We start from the raw sequence: 22227 nt of genomic DNA, 5'->3' as shown, positions 1-22227 counted from the left end.
CGAAAACGGGGAATCGCATATTCAGCGTGCACTGAATGAGTGCCGCCTTGCTGGCGTGGAATCTGTTTGCTTATATAGAGTGTGTACACTACAATCGACCGCAGCCGCAGACAGGCGCCTGGCGCGATGGATCGGAGCGGCGGGTAGGCATTCCCCGGAACAGACAAGATGACGGAGTCGACAGTGCAGAACGTTTTCCGAATCGGCCAGATCGTGCCGAGCTCCAATACGACCATGGAGACCGAGATCCCCGCCATGCTCACTGCGCGGCAACAGATCCGCCCCGAGCGCTTCACCTTCCATTCGAGCCGCATGCGCATGAAGAAAGTGGTCAAGGAGGAACTGGCCGCGATGGACGCGGAGTCCGACCGCTGCGCCGTGGAGCTGTCCGACGCGCGCGTGGACGTGCTCGGCTACGCCTGCCTGGTGGCCATCATGGCGATGGGCCATGGCTACCACCGCCAATCTGAGCAGCGGCTGCAGGCGCATACCGCCGGGAACGGCGGGGCGGCGCCGGTGATCACCAGCGCGGGCGCGCTGGTCGATGCGCTCAAGGTGATCGGCGCCAGGCGCATCGCCGTGGTCGCGCCCTATATGAAACCGCTTACCGAGCTGGTGGTCGACTACCTGCGCCATGAAGGCTACGAGGTGGTGGACTACCGCGCGCTGGAGATTCCCGACAACCTCGAGGTAGGCCGCCACGATCCGGCCAGGCTGCCGGGCATCGTCGCCCAGATGGACATTGCCGAGGCCGATGCCATCGTGCTGTCGGCCTGCGTGCAGATGCCGTCGCTGCCCGCGGTGGCGAAGGTGGAGGCGATGACCGGCAAGCCGGTGGTCACCGCCGCCATTGCCACCACCTATGCGATGCTGCGCGCGCTGGACCTCGAGCCGGTGGTGCCGGGCGCGGGCGCGCTGCTGTCGGGCGCCTACTGAGGACCGGACCATGAGCACCTTCCTGTATGGCGGAAACGTCCTGGCCAACGGCATCCGCCAGCACTACCTGCGCTATGGCGGCAGCGAGGGCGCGCGCGCCGCGCGCGATGCCGTGATCATCGTGCCGGGCATCACCAGCCCGGCCATCACCTGGGGTTTCGTCGGCGAGCGCTTCGGCCAGTGCTTCGATACCTATGTCATCGACGTGCGCGGGCGCGGCCTGTCCGCGGCCGGCGACACGCTCGACTACAGCCTGGACGCGCAGGCCGCCGACGTGATCGCGCTGGCCGGGGCGCTGGGCCTGCAGCGCTATGCCATCGTCGGCCACTCGATGGGCGGGCGCATCGGCGTGCGCGCCGCACGCCAGCAGCCGGCCGGGCTGACGCGGCTGGTGATGGTGGATCCGCCGGTCTCCGGTCCGGGGCGCCGGGCGTATCCCGCGCAACTGCCCTGGTACATCGACTCCATCCGCCTGGCGCGCGCGGGCACCGATGCGGAGGGCATGCGCCGCTTCTGCCCGACGTGGACCGAGGAGCAGTTGCGCCTGCGCGCCGAGTGGCTGCACACCTGCGACGAGCGCGCGGTGCTGGCCAGCTTCGACGGCTTCCACCAGGACGATATCCACGGCGACCTGCCGCACGTGGCCGTGCCCACGCTGCTGATGACCGCCGGCCGCGGCGACGTGGTGGGCGCGCAGGACGTGCAGGAAATCCGTGCGCTGCTGCCGGGCGTGCAGGTCAGCCATGTGGCGGATGCCGGCCACATGATCCCGTGGGACGACGAGGCGGGTTTCTACCGCGCCTTCGGCGACTTCCTCGGTGCTGCGCTGGTGGCTTCGGCCTGATCTTTGCCTTCGGAGGAACAGAGATGTCCGTAAGCGACTACGACCTGACCCGGGCGTGGCAGCAGGTGCTGGCACTGTCGAAGCTGGAGCCCGGCCAGACCGTCACCGTGCTGACCGGTGCCGCCACGCATCCGCAGACGCTGCGCACCGCGCTGGTGGCGGCCGCATCGATGGGCGCCATCGTCAACCGGCTGGACCTGCCGCCGGTCAACGGCGACAAGGCACTGAGCCGCGATGCGCTGGCCTACCTCGGCACCACGCCGCTGACCGGCAACGCGGCCGCCATCGCTGCGCTCAAGGCGAGCGACCTGGTGCTCGACCTGATGACACTGCTGTTCTCGCCCGAGCAGCATGACATCCTCTCCGCCGGCACCCGGATCCTGCTGGCGGTGGAGCCGCCCGAGGTGCTCGTGCGCATGGTGCCGACGGCAGCGGACCGCGCGCGCGTGAAGGCTGCCACGGCACGCCTGGCGCGCGCGCGCCGGATGCAGGTCGTCTCCGACGCCGGCACCGACCTGTGCTGCCGCCTGGGTGAGTTCCCGGCCATCAGCGAATACGGCTTCGTCGACGAAGCCGGCCGCTGGGACCACTGGCCGAGCGGCTTCGTGCTGACCTGGCCGGACGAGGGGGGCACCGACGGCACCATCGTGCTGGACCGCGGCGACATCCTGCTGCCGATGAAGTCCTATGTGCAGGCACCGATCCGCGTCACGGTGGAGGCCGGCTACGTGACCGCCATCGAAGGCGGCCTGGATGCCGAACTGCTGGCCGACTACATGGCCTCGTTCAACGATCCCGAGGCCTATGCGATGTCGCATGTCGGCTGGGGCCTGCAGCCGCGCGCGAGCTGGGCGGCGCTGGCCATGTACGACCGCGAGGCCACCATCGGCATGGACGCGCGCGCCTACGAAGGCAATTTCCTCTGCTCGTTCGGCCCCAACAACGAAGCGGGCGGCAGCCGCACCACCGCCTGCCACATCGATATCCCGATGCGCCGCTGCACCGTGAGCCTGGATGGTGAGCCGGTGGTGGTGCGCGGCCAGGTGATGGATGGACACCACGCACCCGTCGCCACACGGTTCAAGGAGAAGCGCCATGCATGAGGAGGTCCAGACCTACCAGCGGCAGGGCTTCGGCACCGCGATGGAGATCGCGCCGCCGTTCGGGCTGCTGGTCATCGATTTCGTCAACGGCTTCGCCGACCCCGCGGTCTTCGGCGGCGGCAATATCCCCGAGGCCATCCGCCGCACGCAGCCGCTGTTGCGGGCGGCGCGCGAGCAGGGCTGGCCGGTGGCGCACAGCCGCATCGTGTTCGCCGACGACGATGCCGACCACAATATCTTCACGCTGAAGGTACCCGGCATGCTGACGCTGAAGGAGCACGGCCACAACAGTGCCATCGTGCCGGAGCTGGCTCCGGTCGCCGGCGAACTGGTGGTGCGCAAGACGGTGCCATCCGCCTTCTTCGGCACCGCGCTGGCGGCCTGGCTGACGCAGCGCGGCGTGCGGACCTTGCTGGTGGCCGGCTGCGTCACCAGCGGCTGCGTGCGCGCCAGCGTGGTGGACGCGATGTCGCTGGGCTTCCGCCCGCTGGTGGTCTCGGACTGCGTGGGCGACCGCGCGCTGGGCCCGCACGCGGCCAATCTGTTCGATATGGAGCAGAAGTACGCCACGGTGCTCAGCCGCGACGAGGCGCTGGCACAGATCGCGCAGATTGCGCAGATTGCGCAATCTGCGCGGAACGGCGCGGCGGGCAGGCGTGCCGAAGCCTGAGCGGCACCGCGCGCGCCGGGCCTGGCATCATGCTTCCAGTTGGTCCGGCGCGTCGTCGTACCCAAGCTATGGCAGGATACCGGCAGCCATGGCCGCCCGCGCGGTGGCCGGTACCCGGCGGTAAAGCATCCAGGATCCATGACGGCGACTCTCTTCGACACCAATCCCGATCCCCGGCACGATCCCCGACACGATGCCGCTGCGACGAGCTCCTCCCCGCGCGCGCAGCGCCTGGCGCTGCTGCAGGCCAGCGGCGTGCTGCTGGTGACGCGTGCGCCGCAGGCGGCGGCGCGGCCGGCGCCGGGCCAGCCGGGCGCCGCCTCGGACTACGTGCCGGCCTTGCCGGACATCTTCGTGGCGGTGCGCGAAAGCGGCGAGGTGCTGGCCTTCAACGGCCACGTGGACCTGGGCACCGGTATCCGCACCGCGCTGGCGCAGATCGTGGCCGAGGAACTGGATGTGCCGCTGTCGCGCGTGCGCATGGTGCTGGGCCATACCGAGGCGACCCCCAACCAGGGGCCGACCATCGCCAGCGCCTCGATCCAGATCTCCGCCATACCGCTGCGCCGCGCCGCGGCGCAGGCGCGTGCGTGGCTGCAGGCGCGCGCCGCGCAGCGGCTCGGTGTGCCTGCCGACGCGCTCGAGGCCGAGGACGGCGCATGGCGCGTAGCGGGTCCGGCGGATCCGCGCGGGACGCGGGAGCGGATCGGCTACGGGGCGCTGGTGGCGGGAGAGCATATCGAGCTGCCGCTGGCCGACGACGGGCCCACCAAGCCGGTCGAGTCCTACCGCATCGTCGGGCGCGCGGCGGGGCGCGTCGACATCCCGGGCAAGGTATATGGCGAGCTGACCTTCGTGCACGACGTGCGTGTGCCCGGCATGCTGCATGGACGGGTGGTGCGCCCGCCGTATGCCGGCCGCGACAGTGGCGGCTTCGTCGGCACCAGCCTGCTGGAGGTCGACCGAGCCTCCGTCGCCGGGGTGCCAGGCCTGGTCGCGGTGGTGGTGCAGGGCGACTTCGTCGGCGTCGTGGCCGAGCGCGAGGAGCATGCGGTGCTGGCGGCCCGCCGCCTGCGCGTGCGCTGGAAGCCGGTGCCGCCGCTGCCCGCGCTCGACGACCCCGAGCCCGCGCTGCGCGCCAATCCCGCCACGCGCCGCGCGCTGCTGGACGAGGGCGCGACGGTGCCGGCGGGGGCCGCCGCCACGCTGGCGCGGCGCTTCGTCTGGCCCTACCAGATGCACGGCTCCATCGGGCCCTCGTGCGCGCTCGCCGACTGGCGCGATGAAGGCTTGACGGTCTGGTCCGGCACGCAGAATCCGCATGTGCTGCGCATCGACCTGGCACGATTGTGCGGGCTGGACGAGGCGCACATCGAGATCGTGCGCATGGAGGCGGCCGGCTGCTATGGCCGCAACTGTGCCGACGACGCCAGTGCCGATGCGGTGCTGTTGTCGCGTGCCGTGGGCCGTCCGGTGCGCGTGCAGCTATCGCGCGAGCAGGAGCACCTGTGGGAGCCGAAGGGCGCGGCGCAACTGATGGATGTCAGCGCCACGCTGGGCGCCGGCGGCGAACTGCTGGTTTACGACTTCGTCAGCCGCTATCCGTCCAACGATGCCCCGACGCTGGCGTTGCTGCTCACCGGGCAGGTGTCCAACGCACCGCGCACGCTCGAGATGGGCGATCGCACCGCCGTGCCGCCCTACGCTTATGCCAGCCGCCGCATCGCCTGCGATGACACCCCGGCCATCGTGCGTGCTTCGTGGCTGCGCGGCGTCTCGGCATTGCCGAACACCTTCGCGCACGAAGCCATGATTGATGAACTGGCGGCCTCGGCGGGCGCCGATCCCTTGGATTTCCGCCTGCGGCATCTGCCAGACGAGCGCGCCGCGGAACTGTTGCGCGCCGTGGCCCGGGCGGCGGGCTGGCAACGCGGCGCGCGCGGCTCGCGTGGCGTGCCGGACGCCGACGGGCGCCTGCGCGGACGCGGCGTGGCCTATGCCCGCTATATCCACAGCCGCTTCCCGGGCTTCGGCGCGGCGTGGGCGGCGTGGATCCTCGATCTCTGCGTCGATGCGGCCAGCGGCAGCATCCGCGTCGAACGGATCGTCGTGGGCCAGGACACCGGCATGATGGTCAACCCGGACGGCGTGAGGCACCAGGTCCACGGCAATGTGGTGCAGGCACTGAGCCGCGTGCTGAAGGAGCAGGTGCGCTTCGACGGTGCCGGCGTGGCCAGCCGCGAATGGGGCAGCTACCCCCTGCTGACCTTCCCGGAGATCCCGCCGATCGAGGTGGTGCTGGTGCCGCGCCAGGCGGAGCCGCCGCTGGGGGCGGGAGAATCCGCCTCCCTGCCGGGCGCGCCGGCCGTGGCCAACGCGCTGTTCGATGCCACCGGCCTGCGCCTGTGCCGGCCGCCGTTCACCCCCGAGGCCGTGCAGGCCGCGCTGGCGGCCCGCGATCACGGCGAGCGCGGAGGCTGAGGCGGGGCTGGCGCTAGCGTTCGTCGTCGGCGCCGCCGCGCTCGTCGAATTCGCTCATCTTGCGCAGCAGGTAGGTCACCGCCACGCGTTCGGCCGGGTTCAGGCCGCCGAAGGTCTGTTCGGAGATGCGCTGGGCGAACGGCACGGTCTCGCGCACCAGGTCGAGGCCGGCCGGCGTCAACGTGACCACCACCTTGCGGCGGTCGTTGGGATCGTGCGAGACCGCGATCAGCTTGCGCGCCTTGAGCCGTTCGATCACGCCGCGCACGGTGGCCTGGTCGATCGCGGTGGCGCGCACGATCTCGTTGAGCGAGCAGGATTGCCGCTCATTGACCGCGCACAGCACTACGAACTGCGCGGCGGTCAGCTGCGAATCCGGGATGGTCTGCTGGAAGATCGCCACGTGGCGCTGGTAGGCGCGGCGCAGCAGGTGGCCCACCTGCTCGGTGAAGTCGTAGCCGGTGTCGGCCTGGCCGGCGGGCTGGTCGGGAGAAGAGGGCACGTCGATCGTGGTGCGAGAGAGGAGTGCCCCGAGTATACCGACGAAGGCATGATGCCGATGCGTGATCCCGGCAAGGCGTGCCGGTGACGCAGCGCGGCCCGCTGCGGGACCGGCTGCGTCGTCGGGCACCCGGGCGGGGTTCAGTCGACGGTGATACCCGCGCTCTTGGCCACCTTGCCGAAGCGCTCGTACTCCTGCAGCGTCAGCGCCTGCAGCGCCGCCGCGCTGGAACCCTGCGGGCTGAAGCCGGCCTGCATCAGCTTCTCGCGCACGGCAGCCTGGCCCAGTGCCTCGACGAAGGCAGCGTTGAGCACTTGCACCACCGGCGCCGGCAGGTTGGCCGGGCCGTACACGCCGAACCAGGGATCGACCGCGTAGCCGGGCAGGCCGGCCTCGGCCAGGGTCGGCACGTTGGGCAGCGAGGGCGAGCGGTTCTTGCCCGCCACCGCGAGGGGACGCAGCTTGCCGGCCTGGATGTGCGGCAGCGAGGCCGGCAGGTTGTCGAACATCACCTGCACGTGGCCGCCCAGCATGTCGTTGATGGCGGGGCTGCTGCCCTTGTAGGCCACGTGGACCAGGCTGGTGTGCGTCATCTGCGAGAACATCGCGCCGGCCAGATGCATCGAAGTGCCGGCGCCGGCGGTGGCGAAGGTCAGGCCGGGATGGGCCTTGGTGTAGGCGATCAGCTCGGGCACGCTCTTGACCGGCAGCGAGGGGCTGACCTCCAGCACGATGGTCGAGTTGCCCAGCAGGCTGATGGCGGTGAAGTCCTTGCGCGGGTCGAAGGGGACGTGCTGGTAGATGTGCGGGTTCAGGGCGTTGGTCGAGATGGCGCCGAAGCCGATGGTATAGCCATCCGGCGCGGCCTTGGCCACCGCGTCCATGCCGATGTTGCCGCCGGCGCCAGGCCGGTTTTCCACCACCACCGGCTGGCCCAGCTTCTGCGCGACCTTCTCGCCCACGGTGCGCGCCACCAGGTCGGTGGTGCCGCCGGCGGCGTAGGGGACGATGAAGCGGATGGGCTTGGCGGGGAAGTCGCCGGCGGCATGCGCGGCCGGCAGCGCCAGCGCCGCCAGGCCGCCGCCGAGCGTGCCGGCCAGCGCCGCCGTCAGCAGCCGGCGGCGCCGGAGTGTCGGGGCGCCGGACGTGCCGGACGTGCCGGACGCGGCAGGCTGGTGCGGATGCAGTGTGGGTGCGGACAGGGTTGCCATCTGGGAGTCTCTCCTTGCTTGGTATTGTCTGGCATTGTTTCTGCCGGGGCAGGCCGCGCCGCGAAGCGAGGCAGGGCGCACAGCATACGGCACCGCGCGCAGCGCTGCCAGCCGTCGCACCGGGGCGGCGCAGGGATGGTCAAGGGAAGGTGTTTCGGGGGGGCGAGGGACGGCCGATGCACGCGGCGCTTTTCGCATACAATCGTCGCGTCGTCCGTCCGACCCTGTTTTGCACCGACTCACTTACGACCGCACGCCATCGCCCCGGCGCGGCGGTGAAGCCATCCTAGCCGTGCCCGCGTCCCCCAAAACCCTGACCCTGCCGGCCGAGGCCCATGCGCCCTCGCGCGGGGGACTGGCCGTTGCCGCCATCGGCGCGGTGCTGTTCTCCGCCAAGGCCATCGTCGCCAAGCTGATGTACCGCTACCAGGTCGACGCGGTGATGGTGATCACGCTGCGCATGCTGTTCGCCGTGCCGCTCTTCATGGCGATCGGCTGGTGGCAGTCGCGCCGGCTGCCGGCACTGTCCTGGCCCGACCGCGGCCGCGTGGTCTTTCTCGGCTTCATCGGCTACTACCTGTCGAGCTTTCTGGATTTTCTCGGCCTGCAGTACATCACCGCGGGGCTGGAACGCCTGATCCTGTTCCTGACGCCATCCTTCGTGCTGCTGGCCACCGCTCTGCTGTTCAAGCGCTCGATCGCCCCGCGTCAGTGGCTGTCGCTGCTGCTCGCCTACGCCGGCATCGTGCTGGTGTTCGCGCACGACCTCGATGTCAGCGGCAACGGCGTGTGGCTGGGCGGCGCGCTGGTACTGGGCAGCGCGGCCACCTATGCGATCTACCTGATCGCCAGCGGCGAACTGGTGCGGCGCGTCGGCTCGCTGCGCCTGGTGGCTTACGCCATGTGCGTTTCCACGGCCTGCTGCGCGCTCCAATACCTGCTGCTGGGCCGCACGCTCGGTGAGCTGGCCCAGCCCGCGCCGGTGCTCTGGCTGTCGGCCGTCAATGCGGTGTTCTGTACCGTGCTGCCGGTCTCGCTGACCATGGTGGCGGTGGCCCGCATCGGCGCGCCGATGGCATCCCAGGCCGGCATGATCGGGCCGGTCTCCACGCTGCTGCTCGGCTTCTGGCTGCTGGGCGAGCCGATCTCCGGCGCGCAGCTGGCCGGCAGCGCGCTGGTGCTGGGCGGCATGTACCTGTTGTCGGCGCGCAAGGCCTGAGCAGCGCGGCGGCATTCCCGAACCTGACGAACAAGACAAGGAGAGTGAGATGGATCTCGGACTGCGTGGCAAGCATGCGCTGGTGTGCGGCGCCAGCAAGGGCCTCGGCTTCGCCTGCGCGGACGCGCTGGCGGCGGAGGGTGTCGACGTGGTGATCGTGGCGCGCGGCGCCGAGGCGCTGGAGAAGGCCGCGGCCGACCTGCGCGCCCGGCATGGCCGCCGCGTGGTGGCGGTGGCCACCGACATCACCACCTCGGCCGGCCGCCAGGCCGCGCTGGAGGCGGTGGCCAAGCTGGGCGACCTGGACATCCTGGTCAACAATGCCGGCGGGCCGCCTCCGGGCAACTTCCGCGACTGGGGCCGCGACGACTGGCTGGCCGCGCTGGACGCCAATATGCTGACCCCGATCGAGCTGATCAAGGCCACCGTCGACGGCATGATCGCGCGCAAGTGGGGCCGCATCATCAACATCACCAGCGGCGCGGTCAAGGCGCCGATCGACGTGCTCGGCCTGTCCAACGGCGCGCGTTCCGGCCTGACCGGCTTCATTGCCGGCCTGGCGCGCGAAGTGGCCCAGCACGGCGTGACCGTCAACAACCTGCTGCCGGGCCCGTTCAACACGGACCGCCTCTTCAAGACCATGGAGGGCGGTGCCAAGAAGGCCGGCCTGAGCGTCGAGGAGGTGGCCAGCAAGCGGGCCGCGCTGAATCCTTCGCGCCGCTTCGGCGATCCGGCCGAGTTCGGTGCCACCTGCGCCTTCCTGTGCAGCCGCCAGGCCGCCTACATCACCGCGCAGAACATCCTGCTCGATGGCGGCGCGTATCCCGGCACCTTCTGAGCGGGTGCTTGCTGAGCTGCCGTTTTCCGAGCCGCGTACCCGGGGCCGCGCCCCGGCGCGCGGCACGCGCCCTGTCTTGCCATGAGGAAATGAGATGACCCGCCCCTGCATCGCGCTGATCGCCCACGATCACAAGAAGGACGATATCGTCGCCTTCGCCGGCCGCCACCGCGATTTCCTCGCCCAGTGCGAGCTGGTGGCCACCGGCACCACCGGCGGCCGGCTGGCCGACGAGCTCGGCCTCGAGGTCACGCGCATGCTGTCCGGCCCCTGGGGCGGCGACCTGCAGATCGGCGCGCGCCTGGCCGAGGGCCGGGTGGCGGCGGTGTTCTTCCTGCGCGACCCGATGACGCCGCAGCCGCACGAACCCGACATCAACGCGCTGGTGCGCGCCTGCGACGTGCACAACGTGCCCTGCGCCACCAACGTGGCCACCGCGGACCTGCTGATCGCCGAACTGTGCCGGCGGCACGCCGCCGCCGAACGGACGGCGTGAGTCTTCCCGGCCGTCCGCGCCGCGCAGGCGCCGGACGGTCTCCTGCCATGCCGTATGCCAACGAGAGGAGAACTGTGATGAGCAAAGCCATCCGTATCACGGAGACCGGCGGTCCCGAGGTGATGCAGTGGGTCGACGTCGAGGTGGGCGAGCCCGGCCCCGGCCAGGTGCGCGTGCGCCACGAGGCGGTCGGCCTGAACTATATCGACGTCTATTTCCGTACCGGCCTGTACAAGCAGCCGCTGCCGGCTGGCCTGGGCATGGAAGGTGCCGGCGTGGTCGAGGCGGTGGGCGCGGGCGTGGGCCACCTGAAGGCCGGCGACCGCGTGGCCTATGCGGGTCGCCCGACCGGTGCCTACGCGCAGGTGCGCGTGATGCCCGCCGACATCGTGGTGCGGCTGCCGGAGTCGATCTCCTTCGAGCAGGGCGCCGCCATGATGCTGCAAGGGCTGACCTCGCAGTACCTGCTGCGCGACAGCTATCGCGTGCAGCCCGGCGATACCGTGCTGTTCCACGCGGCCGCCGGCGGCGTCGGCCTGATCGCCTGCCAATGGCTGAAGGCCCTGGGTGCGACCGTGATCGGCACGGTCGGCAGCGAAGAGAAGGCGGCCCTGGCGCGCGCCCACGGCTGCGACCATACCATCCTCTATACCAGCGAATCCTTCGTCGACCGGGTCAAGGAGATCACCGGCGGCAAAGGCGTGCCGGTGGTCTACGACTCGATCGGCAAGGACACCTTCAACGGTTCGCTGGACTGCCTGGCGCCGCGCGGCACCATGGTCAGCTTCGGCAACGCCTCCGGCCCGGTGCCGCCGGTGGATATCTCGGTGCTCGGCAACAAGGGCTCGCTGCGCCTGACCCGGCCGACGCTGATGACCTACGTGGTGCACCGCGAACTGCTGGAGCCGATGGCGGCCGAGCTGTTCGAGGTGGTGGCTTCGGGCAAGGTCAAGATCGAGGTCAACCAGCGCTACGCGCTGTCCGAGGTAGCGCAGGCGCACCGCGACCTGGAGGGCCGCAAGACCACCGGCTCCACCGTGCTGCTGCCCTGGGCCTGAGCCCGAGCCTCATCGGGCCGGCCTTGCGCGCCGGCCGCGGTGCGGGCCCGCTCGAGGGCCCCCTCAAGGGTCCGCTCAGCGCGCCCGCACCGTGGTGGCGCCGGCGCGCGCCTCGGCCTGCCGCAGCACGTGGGGCGGCAGGCGCTTGAGCATGAAGTGGACGGCGAGCGGAATCAGCACCACGTCGTCCACCAGCCCCAGCCCGGCGATGAAGTCGGGAATCAGGTCGATCGGCGACAGCGCGTACAGCACCAGGCCGGCGGTGGCGGGGCGCAGCCAGGCCGGTGCGTCGGGATGGCGCAGCGCGTGCCAGAGCAGGCGGCCGTCACGCCGCACCAGCGTCAGCAGGGCGGAAAATCTTTTCCACATTTGAGAGGGCTCCTTCACATGCGAAGGCGGCCAAGCCGGTGGGCACCATGAAAAACGCCGCCTGCGGACTATCTTGGTCCGCAGGCGGCGCTTTCAAGTTCCGGCAAGCTGCGCCGCCGGAGAGCGTGGCTGATAGTGCATGCCCGCAGGCATGCACCGTCCGCCATGGCAGGGCGGCAATCAGCCCGGGATCTTGCCTTCCACGCCTTCGACGTAGAACTTGATGCCATGCAGGAAGCCGTCGTCGGCGACCTGGTCCTTGGCCAGCTGTTCCTTGCCGGTGTTGTCCTTCAGCGGACCCTTCCAGATCGGCGCGGTGCCGTCGACGATGCCCTTCTTGCGCGCTTCCACCAGCGCCTTGACGTCATCCGTCACGTCGGCGTTGAACGCCTTCAGGTCGATCATGCCTTCCTTCAGGCCCCACCAGCTGGTGCCGTTGGTCCACTTGTTGTCGAGCACGTCGCCGACCACCTTGTTGTAGTAGACGCCCCAGGAGATCACCGACGCGGCCAGGTGGGCCTTGTCGCCGAACTTGCTCATGTCGCTGTCCCAGCCGAAGGCATGCACGCCCTTTTCCTGGGCGGTCTGCACCACGGCCGCCGAGTCGGTGTTCTGCATCAGCATGTCGACGCCCTGGCCGATCAGGGTGGTGGCCGCTTCGCGTTCCTTGCCCGGATCGAACCACTTGTTGACCCAGACCACCTTGACGGTCGCCTTCGGGTTGACGCTGCGCGCGCCCAGCGTGAACGAGTCGATGTTGCGGATCACCTCGGGGATGGGTACCGAGGCCACCACGCCCATCTTGCCGGTCTTGCTCATCTTGCCGGCCACCACGCCGGCCAGGTAGGCGCCCTCATAGGTGCGCACGTCGTACTGGGCCAGGTTGTCGGCGGTCTTGAAGCCGGTGGCATGCTCGAACTTCACGTCCGGGAATTCCTTGGCCACCTTCAGCATCGACTCCATGAAGCCGAAGCTGGTGCCGAAGATCAGCTTGTTGCCCTGGCTGGCCAGGTCGCGGAACACGCGCTCGGCGTCGGCGGCCGATTCGGGCACGTTCTCGACGAAGGTGGTCTTGACCTTGTCGCCGTACTTCTCTTCCACCGCCTTGCGTCCCACGTCGTGGGCGAAGGTCCAGCCGGCATCGCCGACCGGTCCGATGTACACGAAGGCGACCTTGAGCGGCTCGGCCTTCTGCTCGGCCGCCGGAGCGGAGGCGGGCGCCGCCGTCTCGGCCGGCTTCTCGGCCTCCTTCTTGCCGCAGCCGGCCAGGGCCAGCAGCGCGGTGGCGGCCAGGGCTGCCAGGGTCTTCCTGCGCGTCATGATCATGATTCGATTTCTCCTTGTGGTAATGGCTGTTGTGTAGGCAGTGAAAGGGGGGCGGGCTCAGGCGCTGCCGGGCCGGAATGGGCGGCCCAGCGAGGCGGGCATATTGAGGCGGATCCAGGCCGGGTTGCGCGAGATCACCGCGAGCACGACGATGGTGGCGGCATAGGGCAGCATCGACAGGACCTGCGACGGTACCGACACGCCGATGCTCTGCAGGTAGAACTGCAGGATGGTGACGCCGCCGAACAGCCAGGCACCGACCAGCACGCGCCCCGGGCGCCAGGTGGCGAAGGTGGTCAGCGCCAGCGCGATCCAGCCGCGCCCGGCCACCAGGTTCTCCACCCACATGGGCGTGTAGACCAGCGACAGGTAGGCGCCGGCCAGGCCGCAGCAGGCGCCGCCGAACAGCAGCGCGCCGAAGCGGATCAGCCGCACCGGATAGCCGAGCGCGTGCGCCGACTCGGGCGATTCGCCGACCGCGCGCAGCACCAGGCCGGCGCGCGTGCGGAACAGGAACCACATGATGGCGAAGCACAGCAGCACGCTGGCATAGACCATCCAGTGCTGCTGGAAGAAGGCGGGGCCGAAGAAGGGCAGGTCGGCCAGGCCGGGGATGGACCTGGCCTGGGCCGGCATGGCGTAGCCGACGAAGCGCTGGCCCATGAAGGCCGACAGCCCGGTGCCGAAGATGGACAGCGCCAGCCCGGTGGCGACCTGGTTGGTGGCGAGTACCAGCGCCAGCCAGGAGAACAGCGTGGCCATCAGCATGCCGGCGGCGGCACCGGCGAGGAAACCGAGCATCGGCGACTGCGTCTGGTAGCCGACCATGAAGCCGAGCGCGGCGGCCACCAGCATCATGCCTTCGGCACCCAGGTTGAGCACGCCGGCGCGTTCGTTGATCAGCAGCCCGAGCGCCGCGAGCAGCAGCGGCGTGCCTGCGTTGATGGCGGTGGCGATGAGGGGAGCGAGTTGTTCCATGGGTCGGGTTCAGGCAGTCCGGGTGCGCCAGCGCAGGCGGTTCTCGATCAGCGTGTCGCAGGCGAGCAGGAAGAACAGCAGCATGCCCTGGAAGACCCAGCCGATGGCCGACGGCAGTCCGAGGCGCGATTGCGCCATCTCGCCGCCGATGTAGAAGAGGGACATCACGATGCCGCCGAACACCGCGCCCACCGGGTGCAGGCGGCCGACGAAGGCGACGATGATGGCGGTGAAGCCGTAGCCCGGCGAGATCGACGGCAGCAGCTGGCCGATCGGCCCGGTGACCTCGAAGGCGCCGGCCAGCCCGGCGGTGCCGCCGGACACCAGCAGCGCGTTCCACAGCGAACGCCGTGCCGAGAAGCCCGCATAGCGCGCCGCCAGCGGCGCGGTGCCGCCGACCTGCAGCCGGTAGCCGGCGAAGCTGCGGAAGATGAACACCGTCATCAGCACCACCAGCACCAGCATCACGGCGAAGCCCGCGTGCAGGCGCGAGCCGGGCAGCAGGTTGGGCAGCAGGAACTCGGGCGAGAACACCTTGGACTGCGGGAAGTTCATGCCGTTGGGGTCCTTGAGCGGGCCGTTGACCACGTACAGCATGGCCTGCTGGGCGATATAGGTCAGCATCAGCGAGACCAGGATCTCATTGGCGTTGAAGCGGTCGCGCAGGGCCGCCGTCAGCGACGCCCACAGCATGCCGCCGGCAATGCCGGCCAGCGATGCCAGGACCAGCACCACGGTGCCGTTGATGGTGTGGCCAGGCACGTCGAACCACAGCACGGTGGCGCCGGCGAAGATGCCGCCGACGATCAGCTGCCCGTCGGCGCCGATGTTCCACACATTGGCGCGGTAGCAGACCGACAGGCCGAGCGCGCACAGCACCAGCGGCACGGTCTTCAGCAGCACCTCGCCGATGGCGCGCTTGTCCTTGAGCGGGTCGGCCAGGAAGACCTTGAGCGCGGCCACCGGATCCTTGCCCAGCAGCACGAACAGCAGCGCGCCGAAGGCCAGGGTCAGCAGCAGGGCGAAAACGGGCGAGGCATAGGCCATGCGGCGCGAGGGCTCGCCGCGCGGCGCCAGCGCGAAGGGCAGCAGGTCAGCCATGATGGGCCACCTCCGCGGTTTCGTGCCGGCTGGCCGGCCCGCCTTCCCACAGGCCGCTCATCCACAGTCCCACCTGCTCGCGCGTGGCCTGCTCGGTGGGGATGGAGGGCGACAGCCTGCCCTTGGCGATCACATGCAGCCGGTCGCAGATGGCGAACAGCTCATCGAGTTCCTCGGATACCACCAGGATCGCGCAGCCGGTTGCCTTCATCGCCAGGATCTCGTTGTGGATCTGCGCCGCGGCGCCGACGTCGACGCCCCAGGTGGGCTGGGCCACGATCAGGACCTTGGGGCCGCTCTCGATCTCGCGGCCGACGATGAACTTCTGCAGGTTGCCACCCGACAGGCTCTTGGCCAGCGCCTGCGGCCCGGCGGCCTTGACGCGGAAGCGGCTGATGACGGCGGCCGCCAGCCCGGCGGCAGCTTTCGGCGAGACCAGGCCGTGGCGCACATAGGGCGGCGCCTGGTGCGACAGCAGCGTGTTCGCCGCCAGGCTCATGCCCGGTACGGCGCCGCGGCCGAGGCGCTCTTCCGGCACGAAGGACAGGCCGGCGCGGCGGCGCGCGCGCGCGTCGAGCCGGCCTACCGGCTTGCCCGCCAGCGCCACGGCGCCATGGTCGGCGCGCGTATCTTCGCCGGACAGCGCGCCCAGCAGTTCCTGCTGGCCGTTGCCCGAGACGCCCGCGATGCCGACGATCTCGCCGGCGTGGACGTCCAGCGCGATCTTCTCCAGTTCGGTGGCAAAGGCATGCGCGCGCGGCAGCGACAGGCCGCGCACGGTCAGGCGCACCGGTCCGCGCTCGGTGGCGATGCGCGCCTCGCGAGGCGGCTCGCCGCCGATCATCAGGCGCGACAGCGAGGCCGCGGTTTCCTGGCGCGGGTCGCACACGCCGGTCACCTTGCCCATGCGCATCACGGTGGCGTGATGGCAGAGCGCGCGGATCTCGTCGAGCTTGTGGCTGATGTAGAGGATGCTGGTGCCTTCGTCCGACAGCTGGCGCAGCGTGACGAAGAGGGTTTCCACGGCCTGCGGTGTCAGCACCGAGGTCGGCTCGTCGAGGATCAGCAACTGCGGCCTGGCCAGCAGGGCGCGCACGATTTCCACGCGCTGGCGCTCACCGACCGACAGCGTGTGCACGTGGCGGTTGGGCTCGAGCGGCAGGCCGTAGCGCTCCGCCGTGGTGCGGATCTGCTCGGCGAGCTGCTTCATGCCGGTGCCGCGGCTGCCCTGCGGCAGGCCCAGCGCGATGTTCTCGGCCACCGTCAGCGTGTCGAACAGCGAGAAATGCTGGAACACCATGGCGATGCCCAGGTTGCGGGCATCGTGCGGGCTGGAGATGGCGGCGGTGGCACCGTTGAAGTGCACCTCGCCGGCATCGGGTTTGACGGCGCCGAAGATGATCTTCATCAGGGTGGACTTGCCGGCGCCGTTTTCGCCGAGGACAGCGTGGATCTCGCCGGGCGCGACGCTGAGGCTGACGTCGTCATTGGCGGTCACGCCGGGGTAGCGCTTGGTGATATGGGCAAGCGCCAGCCTTGGGGTGGTGGGTTGTGTCACTGAGGCGGCTCGTTTCGTATGGGCAGCAACGTATTGTCGGTATGGCGGAAAACGCGGCAGTGCGAGCGCAGCATGGCGGCGACGCATTGCAGCATTCATCATGCTTCCGTGATGCCTGTCATTTTGCTCGGATTATATAAGCGGGCGGGGCCGCGGCCTGTTGTTTCTCGGTCGTTTCCAGGCCCCGCAACGGTTGCAGGGAAGTTGCAAGTCGCATGCCGGGCATCGGCGGCCGGCTGGGGAGGGGAGGGGGGGGCGTACTGCCTGCGCCGGCATGCCGCCCCGGGGTGCCGGCGCGGCGGGCGGGATAAAGACAAAACGCCCGGAGCCCGCCGTGTGTGGCGGGACTCCGGGCGCGTCCGGTGCGGGCCCCGGGGCGGGACCGTGCGGGATCAGGCGCCGGCAGTCGCCGGGATCTGGGCGAAGCGGCCGTCGCGGTAGTCGGCCAGCGCTTCGTAGATCTGCTCCTGCGTGTTCATCACGAAGGGGCCGTACTGCGCGATCGGCTCGCCCAGGGGGCGCCCGGCGATGATCAGGAAGGCCGCATCCTGGCTGGCGCGCACGACCACGCCGTCGGCGCCCTCGGCATTGTCCAGGATGCCCATGCGCTGGGCTTCCAGTACCGCCGCGTCCGCGCCTTCGCCGACCGTGACCTCGCCGGCGTAGACGTAGACGAAGGCGTTGTGGCCGGCCGGCAGCGCCTGCGCGAACGCCTGTCCCGCCGGCAGGTGCACGTCGAGGTAGAGCGGTTCCGTCACCGGGCGGCTGACCGCGCCGGCGACGCCGTGCGAACTTCCGGCCAGCACGCGCGCGGTCGCGCCGTTGGCCAGCGCCACGCCCGGGATCGCTGCGCTGGGCAGGTCGCGGTACCAGGGCTTGGCCATCTTGTCGGCGGCAGGCAGGTTGAGCCAGAGCTGGAAGCCCTCCATGCGGCCGTCTTCCTGCTCAGGCATCTCCGAATGCACCACGCCGGCCCCGGCCACCATCCACTGGGCGCCGCCATTCTCCAGCAGGCCCTCGTTGCCGGCGCTGTCGCGGTGGCGCATGCGGCCGGCCAGCATATAGGTGATGGTCTCGAAGCCGCGGTGCGGGTGGGCGGGGAAGCCGCCGATGTAGTCGTCCTTGCTGTCCGAGCCGAAGGCATCGAGCATCAGGAAGGGGTCGAGCCGGCGCTGCAGGTTGTGCGTCAGCACGCGGGTCAGCTTGACGCCGTCGCCGTCCGAGGTAGGGATGCCGCGCACCACGCGATCGATGGCGCGCGAGCGGCGCACCGTTTCTTCTGCGGTGGCCGGTACGGTGGGGAAGCGGTTGCGGTGTTCCATGTTGTCGAATCTCCTGTTACGTGGCGGGGGCGAGGGGCGCGGCCGCCACGGTTTATCCACCCTCCCAATGTAAGGCTTGGGCGGGCCGGCGGTAGGGGTGGCGGCAGCAAAACATTGTTCTATCGGCGGCATCATTCGGCAGGAATTGCATTCAGCAGTGCAACACCTCTGGATCGGCGCCAGCCCTTGACCAGCCTCGGCTCGCGGGCATTCCGGCAGGGTGCGGGAGCGGGTGCGATGTGCATGATTTCAAGGGCGAAGATTGCTGAATGTGACAAATTGGATGGAGTTGTGTAAAATAGACGTCTCTTTGCCATCCGTTGCTGCGAGTTCATGGGTCGCGAGTCCGCTCGCCTTGCCCTGCCGCAACGGCCGATTGATCCGGCGGCGCGTCGGAAACCTCATATTTGCGCTGCCACTGGCCTTCCGTTACCGGCATCTGCCGGCGTCCGGTTGCGCCGCTTCAGGGATCGTCCGGCCCGCCGGGCCGGCGTCCCGTCAATTGGGCCTCTCGCCGTGTGCATTGCTGCCGCGTGCTGGGGTCCGCCGCTCGTCCACCGGCCTGTCTGCCGGTCATGGCGGGCAATGCAATCTGATCCGGGCCAGGCGGCACCCCACCGCGACCGCTTGCGCCCTTCATGTCATCCGCCAGCCGGTGCCGGACAGTGCTTGGTCCGTGCCGGCCCGGAAAGAGGGGGAATATGTCGAAGCAATCCGTGCGGGCACTGGCCTGGGGATGCGTGACGCTTGCCGCGCTGGCCGCCCTGGCCGCGTGGATCGGCGTGGACGTCATCCGCCGCTACCAGGATCGCCTGCTGTACGACGTGGCCGATCACCTGCGGCTGGTGGCGTGGTCGATGGGACTGGCGCTGGCCACCGGCATCCCGGCCGGCATCGCGCTGAGCCGGCCCTGCATGCAGCGCTGGTCGGACCGGCTGATGCAGGTCTTCAACGTGGGCAATACCGTTCCCTCGCTGGCCGTGCTGGCGCTCGCGCTGGCCGTGTTCGGCATCGGCGAGCGTCCTGCCATCCTGGCGCTGTGGCTGGCCTCGCTGCTGCCCATCGTGCGCAATACCTGCGAAGGCCTGCGCCATGTCTCGCCCGCCTTGCGCGAGGCCGCGCGGGGCATCGGCATGACGCCGGCGCAGCAACTGCTGCGCGTCGAGCTGCCCAATGCCCTGCCCGTGATCCTGGCCGGCGTGCGCATCAGCCTGGTGATCAATGTCGGCACGGTGCCGCTGTCCTTCCTGATCGGCGCCAATTCCCTGGGCGAGCTGATCTTCCCAGGCATCTATCTGAACAACCAGCCGCTGCTGCTGCTGGGTGCGGCCGCCACGGCGCTGCTGGCGCTGGCCCTGGACGGCCTGTTCGCCGCCGCCGGCCACCTGTACCTGAGCCGGCGCGGGCTGGGGCGCTGAATGGCGTCCAACGAGAAGGAGAATCCGATGCAATCGATCCGAGGCGCCATCGCGCGCCTGTTGATCCTGGCCGCCGCCGGCCTGGCGCTGGTGCACACCGCCGCGCATGCCCAGCCCGAGGTGGTCAGGGTGGGCGGCAAGAACTTCACCGAGCAGCTGATCCTGGCCTCGATGACCTCGCAATACCTGCAGGCCAAGGGCGTGCCGACCGAGCTGACCACCGGCCTGGGCAGCACGCTGATGCGCCAGGCGATGGAGAACGACCAGCTCGATGTGGTGTGGGACTACACGGGCACCGCGCTGATCGTTTTCAACAAGGTGGAGGAGAAGCTCGATGCCCAGGCCAGCTATGAGCGCGTCAAGGCGCTCGATGCGGCGCGCGGGCTGGTGTGGCTGGATGCTTCCGCCGTCAACAACACCTATGCGCTGGCGATGCCGCGCCGGCGCGCCGAGGCTGCCGGCGTCACCACGCTGTCGCAGCTCGCGCAGAAGATGCGCGACGCAGGGGAGGGCACGCGCCATCCCTTCGCCGTCGACATGGAGTTCGCCGCGCGGCCCGACGGGCTGGAGCCGCTCAAGCTCAGCTACCAGCTGCCGTTCACGCGGCGCGACGTGATCCAGCTCGATCCGGGCCTGGTCTATACCGCGCTGAAGAACGACCAGGTCGAACTGGGCCTGGTGTACACCACCGATGGCCGCGTCAAGGGCTTCGACCTCGCGCTGCTGGAGGACGACCAGCATTTCTTCCCGGCCTACAACGCTGTGCCGGTGGTGCGCAAGGCCACGCTGGAGCGCCATCCGGAACTGGCCGGCCTGCTCAACGCCCTGTCGGCCAGGCTCGACAACGAGAAGATGACGACGATGAATTACCAGGTCGACATCGAGCAGCAGCCGGTGGACAAGGTCGCGCAGGACTTCCTGCGCAGCCAGGGCCTGATCTGAGGAGAGCGGCATGGACCTGTTGAGCTACCTCCAACATAGCTGGCCGATGCTGCTGCGGCTGACCGGCGAGCATCTGGCCCTGGTCGGTTCGGCGGTGGGCATGGCGGTGCTGATCGGCGTGCCGCTGGGCATCCTGATCACCCGCTTCCGCTGCCTGGCCGCGCCGCTGCTGGCGCTGGCCACCATCGTGCTGACGCTGCCGTCGATCGCGCTGTTCGGGCTGATGATCCCGGTCTTCGCCCGCTTCGGCCACGCGCTGGGCTATGTGCCGGCGGTGACCGCGGTCTTCCTGTATTCGCTGCTGCCCATCATGCGCAACACCTATACGGCGCTGGCCAATGTCGACCCCGGCATCCAGGAGGCGGGGCGCGGCATCGGCATGACGCCGTGGCAGCGCCTGCGCCTGGTCGACCTGCCGCTGGCGGTGCCGGTGATCCTGGGTGGCGTGCGTACCGCCGTGGTGATGAATATCGGCGTGGCCACCATCGCAGCCCTCATCGGCGCCGGCGGCCTTGGGGTGCTGATCCTGCAGGCGATCAGCCAGAGCAATATGAGCAAGCTGGCCATCGGCGCCGTTCTCGTCAGCCTGCTCGCCATCGTGGCCGATGCCTGCCTGCAGTGGCTGCAGAAGGCCCTGACACCGAAAGGAATCCGCTGACCATGATCGAACTCGACCGACTCACAAAATCCTTCCCGCAGAAGGACGGCTCCGCGGTGACCGCCGTCGACGCCGTTTCCCTGACCGTCCCCAAGGGGGAGATCTGCGTGTTCCTCGGCCCGTCCGGCTGCGGCAAGACCACCACGCTGAAGATGATCAACCGCCTGATCCAGCCGACTTCGGGCATCGTGCGCATCGACGGCGAGGACACCACGGAGATCGACGAGGTGGCGCTGCGCCGCAAGATCGGCTACGTGATCCAGCAGATCGGCCTGTTTCCCAATATGACCATCGAGGAGAACATCATGGTCGTGCCGCGCCTGCTGGGCTGGGACAAGCAGCGCTGCCGCGAGCGCGCGCGCGAGCTGATGGCGATGGTGCAGCTCGATCCCGATCGCATGCTGTCGCGCTATCCGCGCGAGCTGTCGGGCGGCCAGCAGCAGCGCATCGGCGTGATCCGCGCGCTGGCCGCGGATGCGCCGGTGCTGCTGATGGACGAGCCCTTCGGCGCGGTCGACCCGATCAACCGCGAGAGCATCCAGAACGAGTTCTTCCAGATGCAGCGGCAGCTTGGCAAGACCGTGATCATGGTGTCGCACGACATCGACGAGGCCATCAAGCTGGGCGACAAGGTGGCGGTGTTCCGGCGCGGCAAGCTGGTGCAGTTCGACCATCCCGATGCGCTGCTGGCGCATCCGGCCGATGACTTCGTGCAGGCCTTCGTCGGCCATGACAATACGCTGAAGCGCCTGTTGCTGGTGCGCGCCGGCGATGCCGCGACGATGCCGCCGGTGTGCCGCCCGGAGATGAGCCTGGGCGAGGCCTTCGCCCTGATGGATGAGCACGACGTGCGCCACCTGCCGGTGCTGGATGCCGGCCAGCGCGCGCTGGGCTACGTCGCGCGGCGCGATGCGCGCGCGCGCCAGGGCAGTTGCGCCGAGGCCTTGCGGCCGTTCGCCGCGGCCGCGGCGGCCGACGAGCACCTGCGCATCCTGCTGTCGCGCATGTATCAGCACAACACCAGCTGGCTGCCGGTGGTGGACGGGGATGGCGCCTATCTCGGCGAGGTCACGCAGGAATCGATCGCGGATTACCTGAGTTCGGGGCGTTCGCGTGGCAATGCGCAGGGCAATGCGCAGGGCAATGCGCGGGTGCTGGCCGCGGCGGCCTGAGGCCGGCTGAGGCTGCCTCAGGCAT

Annotated in this window: 21 protein-coding genes; 13 read left to right on the top strand and 8 right to left on the bottom strand. The window is 69.6% G+C overall.

All coding sequences use genetic code 11. The features are described 5' to 3' along the window. Nucleotides 1–168: 168 nt before the first annotated feature. The 5 genes from BKK79_RS05490 to BKK79_RS05470 all read left to right on the top strand — a co-directional run bounded on the left by BKK79_RS05490 (nucleotide 169) and on the right by BKK79_RS05470 (nucleotide 6034). Nucleotides 169–936, top strand: a complete 768-nt coding sequence (locus BKK79_RS05490; protein ID WP_071011726.1) for a maleate cis-trans isomerase family protein — start codon at nucleotides 169–171, stop codon at nucleotides 934–936. Between the two features lie 10 nt (nucleotides 937–946). Then, the gene (locus BKK79_RS05485) at nucleotides 947–1780 is read left to right on the top strand and encodes an alpha/beta fold hydrolase (RefSeq protein ID WP_071011728.1); all 834 of its coding nucleotides are present in this window, start codon (nucleotides 947–949) and stop codon (nucleotides 1778–1780) included. Nucleotides 1781–1803: 23 nt separating this feature from the next. After that, on the top strand, nucleotides 1804–2883 hold the full coding sequence (locus BKK79_RS05480; protein ID WP_071011729.1) for a 2,5-dihydroxypyridine 5,6-dioxygenase: 1080 nt from the start codon (nucleotides 1804–1806) through the stop codon (nucleotides 2881–2883). Continuing rightward, complete coding sequence (locus tag BKK79_RS05475) at nucleotides 2876–3553, top strand: N-carbamoylsarcosine amidohydrolase (protein WP_071037288.1); 678 nt, start codon at nucleotides 2876–2878, stop codon at nucleotides 3551–3553. The genes BKK79_RS05480 and BKK79_RS05475 overlap by 8 nt, the downstream gene beginning before the upstream one ends. A 138-nt stretch (nucleotides 3554–3691) precedes the next feature. After that, on the top strand, nucleotides 3692–6034 hold the full coding sequence (locus tag BKK79_RS05470; protein WP_071037287.1) for a xanthine dehydrogenase family protein molybdopterin-binding subunit: 2343 nt from the start codon (nucleotides 3692–3694) through the stop codon (nucleotides 6032–6034). A gap of 13 nt (nucleotides 6035–6047) precedes the next feature. On the opposite strand, the gene BKK79_RS05465 is transcribed toward BKK79_RS05470, so the two are convergent. After that, entirely contained in the window at nucleotides 6048–6536 is a 489-nt protein-coding gene (locus BKK79_RS05465) for a MarR family winged helix-turn-helix transcriptional regulator (protein ID WP_071011734.1), read from the bottom strand. Between the two features lie 140 nt (nucleotides 6537–6676). Further along, the gene (locus tag BKK79_RS05460; RefSeq protein ID WP_084084501.1) at nucleotides 6677–7747 is read right to left on the bottom strand and encodes a Bug family tripartite tricarboxylate transporter substrate binding protein; all 1071 of its coding nucleotides are present in this window, start codon (nucleotides 7745–7747) and stop codon (nucleotides 6677–6679) included. Between the two features lie 292 nt (nucleotides 7748–8039). On the opposite strand from BKK79_RS05460, the gene BKK79_RS05455 reads away from it, so the two are divergent. From BKK79_RS05455 to BKK79_RS05440, 4 genes are all read left to right on the top strand, one after another. Then, nucleotides 8040–8966 (top strand): DMT family transporter, encoded by a 927-nt coding sequence (locus BKK79_RS05455; RefSeq protein ID WP_156811166.1) that lies wholly within the window; start codon nucleotides 8040–8042, stop codon nucleotides 8964–8966. Between the two features lie 49 nt (nucleotides 8967–9015). Next, a complete protein-coding gene (locus BKK79_RS05450; protein ID WP_071011736.1) occupies nucleotides 9016–9804 on the top strand; it encodes an SDR family oxidoreductase in 789 nt (262 codons plus the stop codon). Nucleotides 9805–9898: 94 nt separating this feature from the next. Continuing rightward, nucleotides 9899–10300 carry a methylglyoxal synthase gene (locus BKK79_RS05445; RefSeq protein ID WP_071011737.1) on the top strand — a complete coding sequence of 134 codons (402 nt, stop codon included), beginning with the start codon at nucleotides 9899–9901 and terminating at the stop codon, nucleotides 10298–10300. Between the two features lie 77 nt (nucleotides 10301–10377). Further along, nucleotides 10378–11358: a quinone oxidoreductase family protein gene (locus tag BKK79_RS05440; RefSeq protein ID WP_071011739.1), complete on the top strand. Its 981-nt coding sequence runs from the start codon at nucleotides 10378–10380 to the stop codon at nucleotides 11356–11358. Nucleotides 11359–11433: 75 nt separating this feature from the next. Here BKK79_RS05440 and BKK79_RS05435 read toward each other — a convergent pair whose 3' ends face one another. From BKK79_RS05435 to BKK79_RS05410, 6 genes are all read right to left on the bottom strand, one after another. Next, a complete protein-coding gene (locus tag BKK79_RS05435; RefSeq protein ID WP_071011740.1) occupies nucleotides 11434–11727 on the bottom strand; it encodes a YkvA family protein in 294 nt (97 codons plus the stop codon). Nucleotides 11728–11907: 180 nt separating this feature from the next. Beyond that, entirely contained in the window at nucleotides 11908–13053 is a 1146-nt protein-coding gene (locus BKK79_RS05430; RefSeq protein WP_071011742.1) for a BMP family ABC transporter substrate-binding protein, read from the bottom strand. A gap of 57 nt (nucleotides 13054–13110) precedes the next feature. Further along, the gene (locus BKK79_RS05425; RefSeq protein ID WP_071011743.1) at nucleotides 13111–14031 is read right to left on the bottom strand and encodes an ABC transporter permease; all 921 of its coding nucleotides are present in this window, start codon (nucleotides 14029–14031) and stop codon (nucleotides 13111–13113) included. A 9-nt stretch (nucleotides 14032–14040) separates the two neighbouring features. Further along, on the bottom strand, nucleotides 14041–15132 hold the full coding sequence (locus BKK79_RS05420; RefSeq protein WP_071037286.1) for an ABC transporter permease: 1092 nt from the start codon (nucleotides 15130–15132) through the stop codon (nucleotides 14041–14043). After that, nucleotides 15125–16690, bottom strand: coding sequence for an ABC transporter ATP-binding protein (locus BKK79_RS05415; protein ID WP_071011747.1), 1566 nt, complete (start codon nucleotides 16688–16690; stop codon nucleotides 15125–15127). Before BKK79_RS05415 ends, BKK79_RS05420 begins: the two co-directional genes overlap by 8 nt. Nucleotides 16691–17082: 392 nt before the next feature. Then, a complete protein-coding gene (locus BKK79_RS05410) occupies nucleotides 17083–18012 on the bottom strand; it encodes a pirin family protein (RefSeq protein WP_071011749.1) in 930 nt (309 codons plus the stop codon). Nucleotides 18013–18713: 701 nt separating this feature from the next. Between BKK79_RS05410 and BKK79_RS05405 the strand changes: the two genes are divergently transcribed. Genes BKK79_RS05405 through BKK79_RS05390 form a run of 4 tightly spaced genes read left to right on the top strand, consistent with a single transcriptional unit; the run spans nucleotide 18714 to nucleotide 22202 of the window. Next, complete coding sequence (locus BKK79_RS05405; RefSeq protein ID WP_071011751.1) at nucleotides 18714–19430, top strand: ABC transporter permease; 717 nt, start codon at nucleotides 18714–18716, stop codon at nucleotides 19428–19430. Between the two features lie 27 nt (nucleotides 19431–19457). Then, entirely contained in the window at nucleotides 19458–20372 is a 915-nt protein-coding gene (locus tag BKK79_RS05400) for a glycine betaine ABC transporter substrate-binding protein (RefSeq protein ID WP_197523951.1), read from the top strand. Between the two features lie 10 nt (nucleotides 20373–20382). Beyond that, nucleotides 20383–21030: an ABC transporter permease gene (locus tag BKK79_RS05395; RefSeq protein ID WP_071011754.1), complete on the top strand. Its 648-nt coding sequence runs from the start codon at nucleotides 20383–20385 to the stop codon at nucleotides 21028–21030. A 2-nt stretch (nucleotides 21031–21032) separates the two neighbouring features. After that, nucleotides 21033–22202 carry an osmoprotectant ABC transporter ATP-binding protein OsmV gene (locus tag BKK79_RS05390; protein WP_071011756.1) on the top strand — a complete coding sequence of 390 codons (1170 nt, stop codon included), beginning with the start codon at nucleotides 21033–21035 and terminating at the stop codon, nucleotides 22200–22202. Nucleotides 22203–22227: the final 25 nt, after the last annotated feature.

The organism is Cupriavidus sp. USMAA2-4 (genome assembly GCF_001854305.1).
In the GTDB taxonomy this organism is placed as follows: Bacteria; Pseudomonadota; Gammaproteobacteria; order Burkholderiales; family Burkholderiaceae; genus Cupriavidus; species Cupriavidus malaysiensis.
Note: the sequence above shows the minus strand (reverse complement) of the source record. Positions and strands in the feature narration are given on the sequence as shown.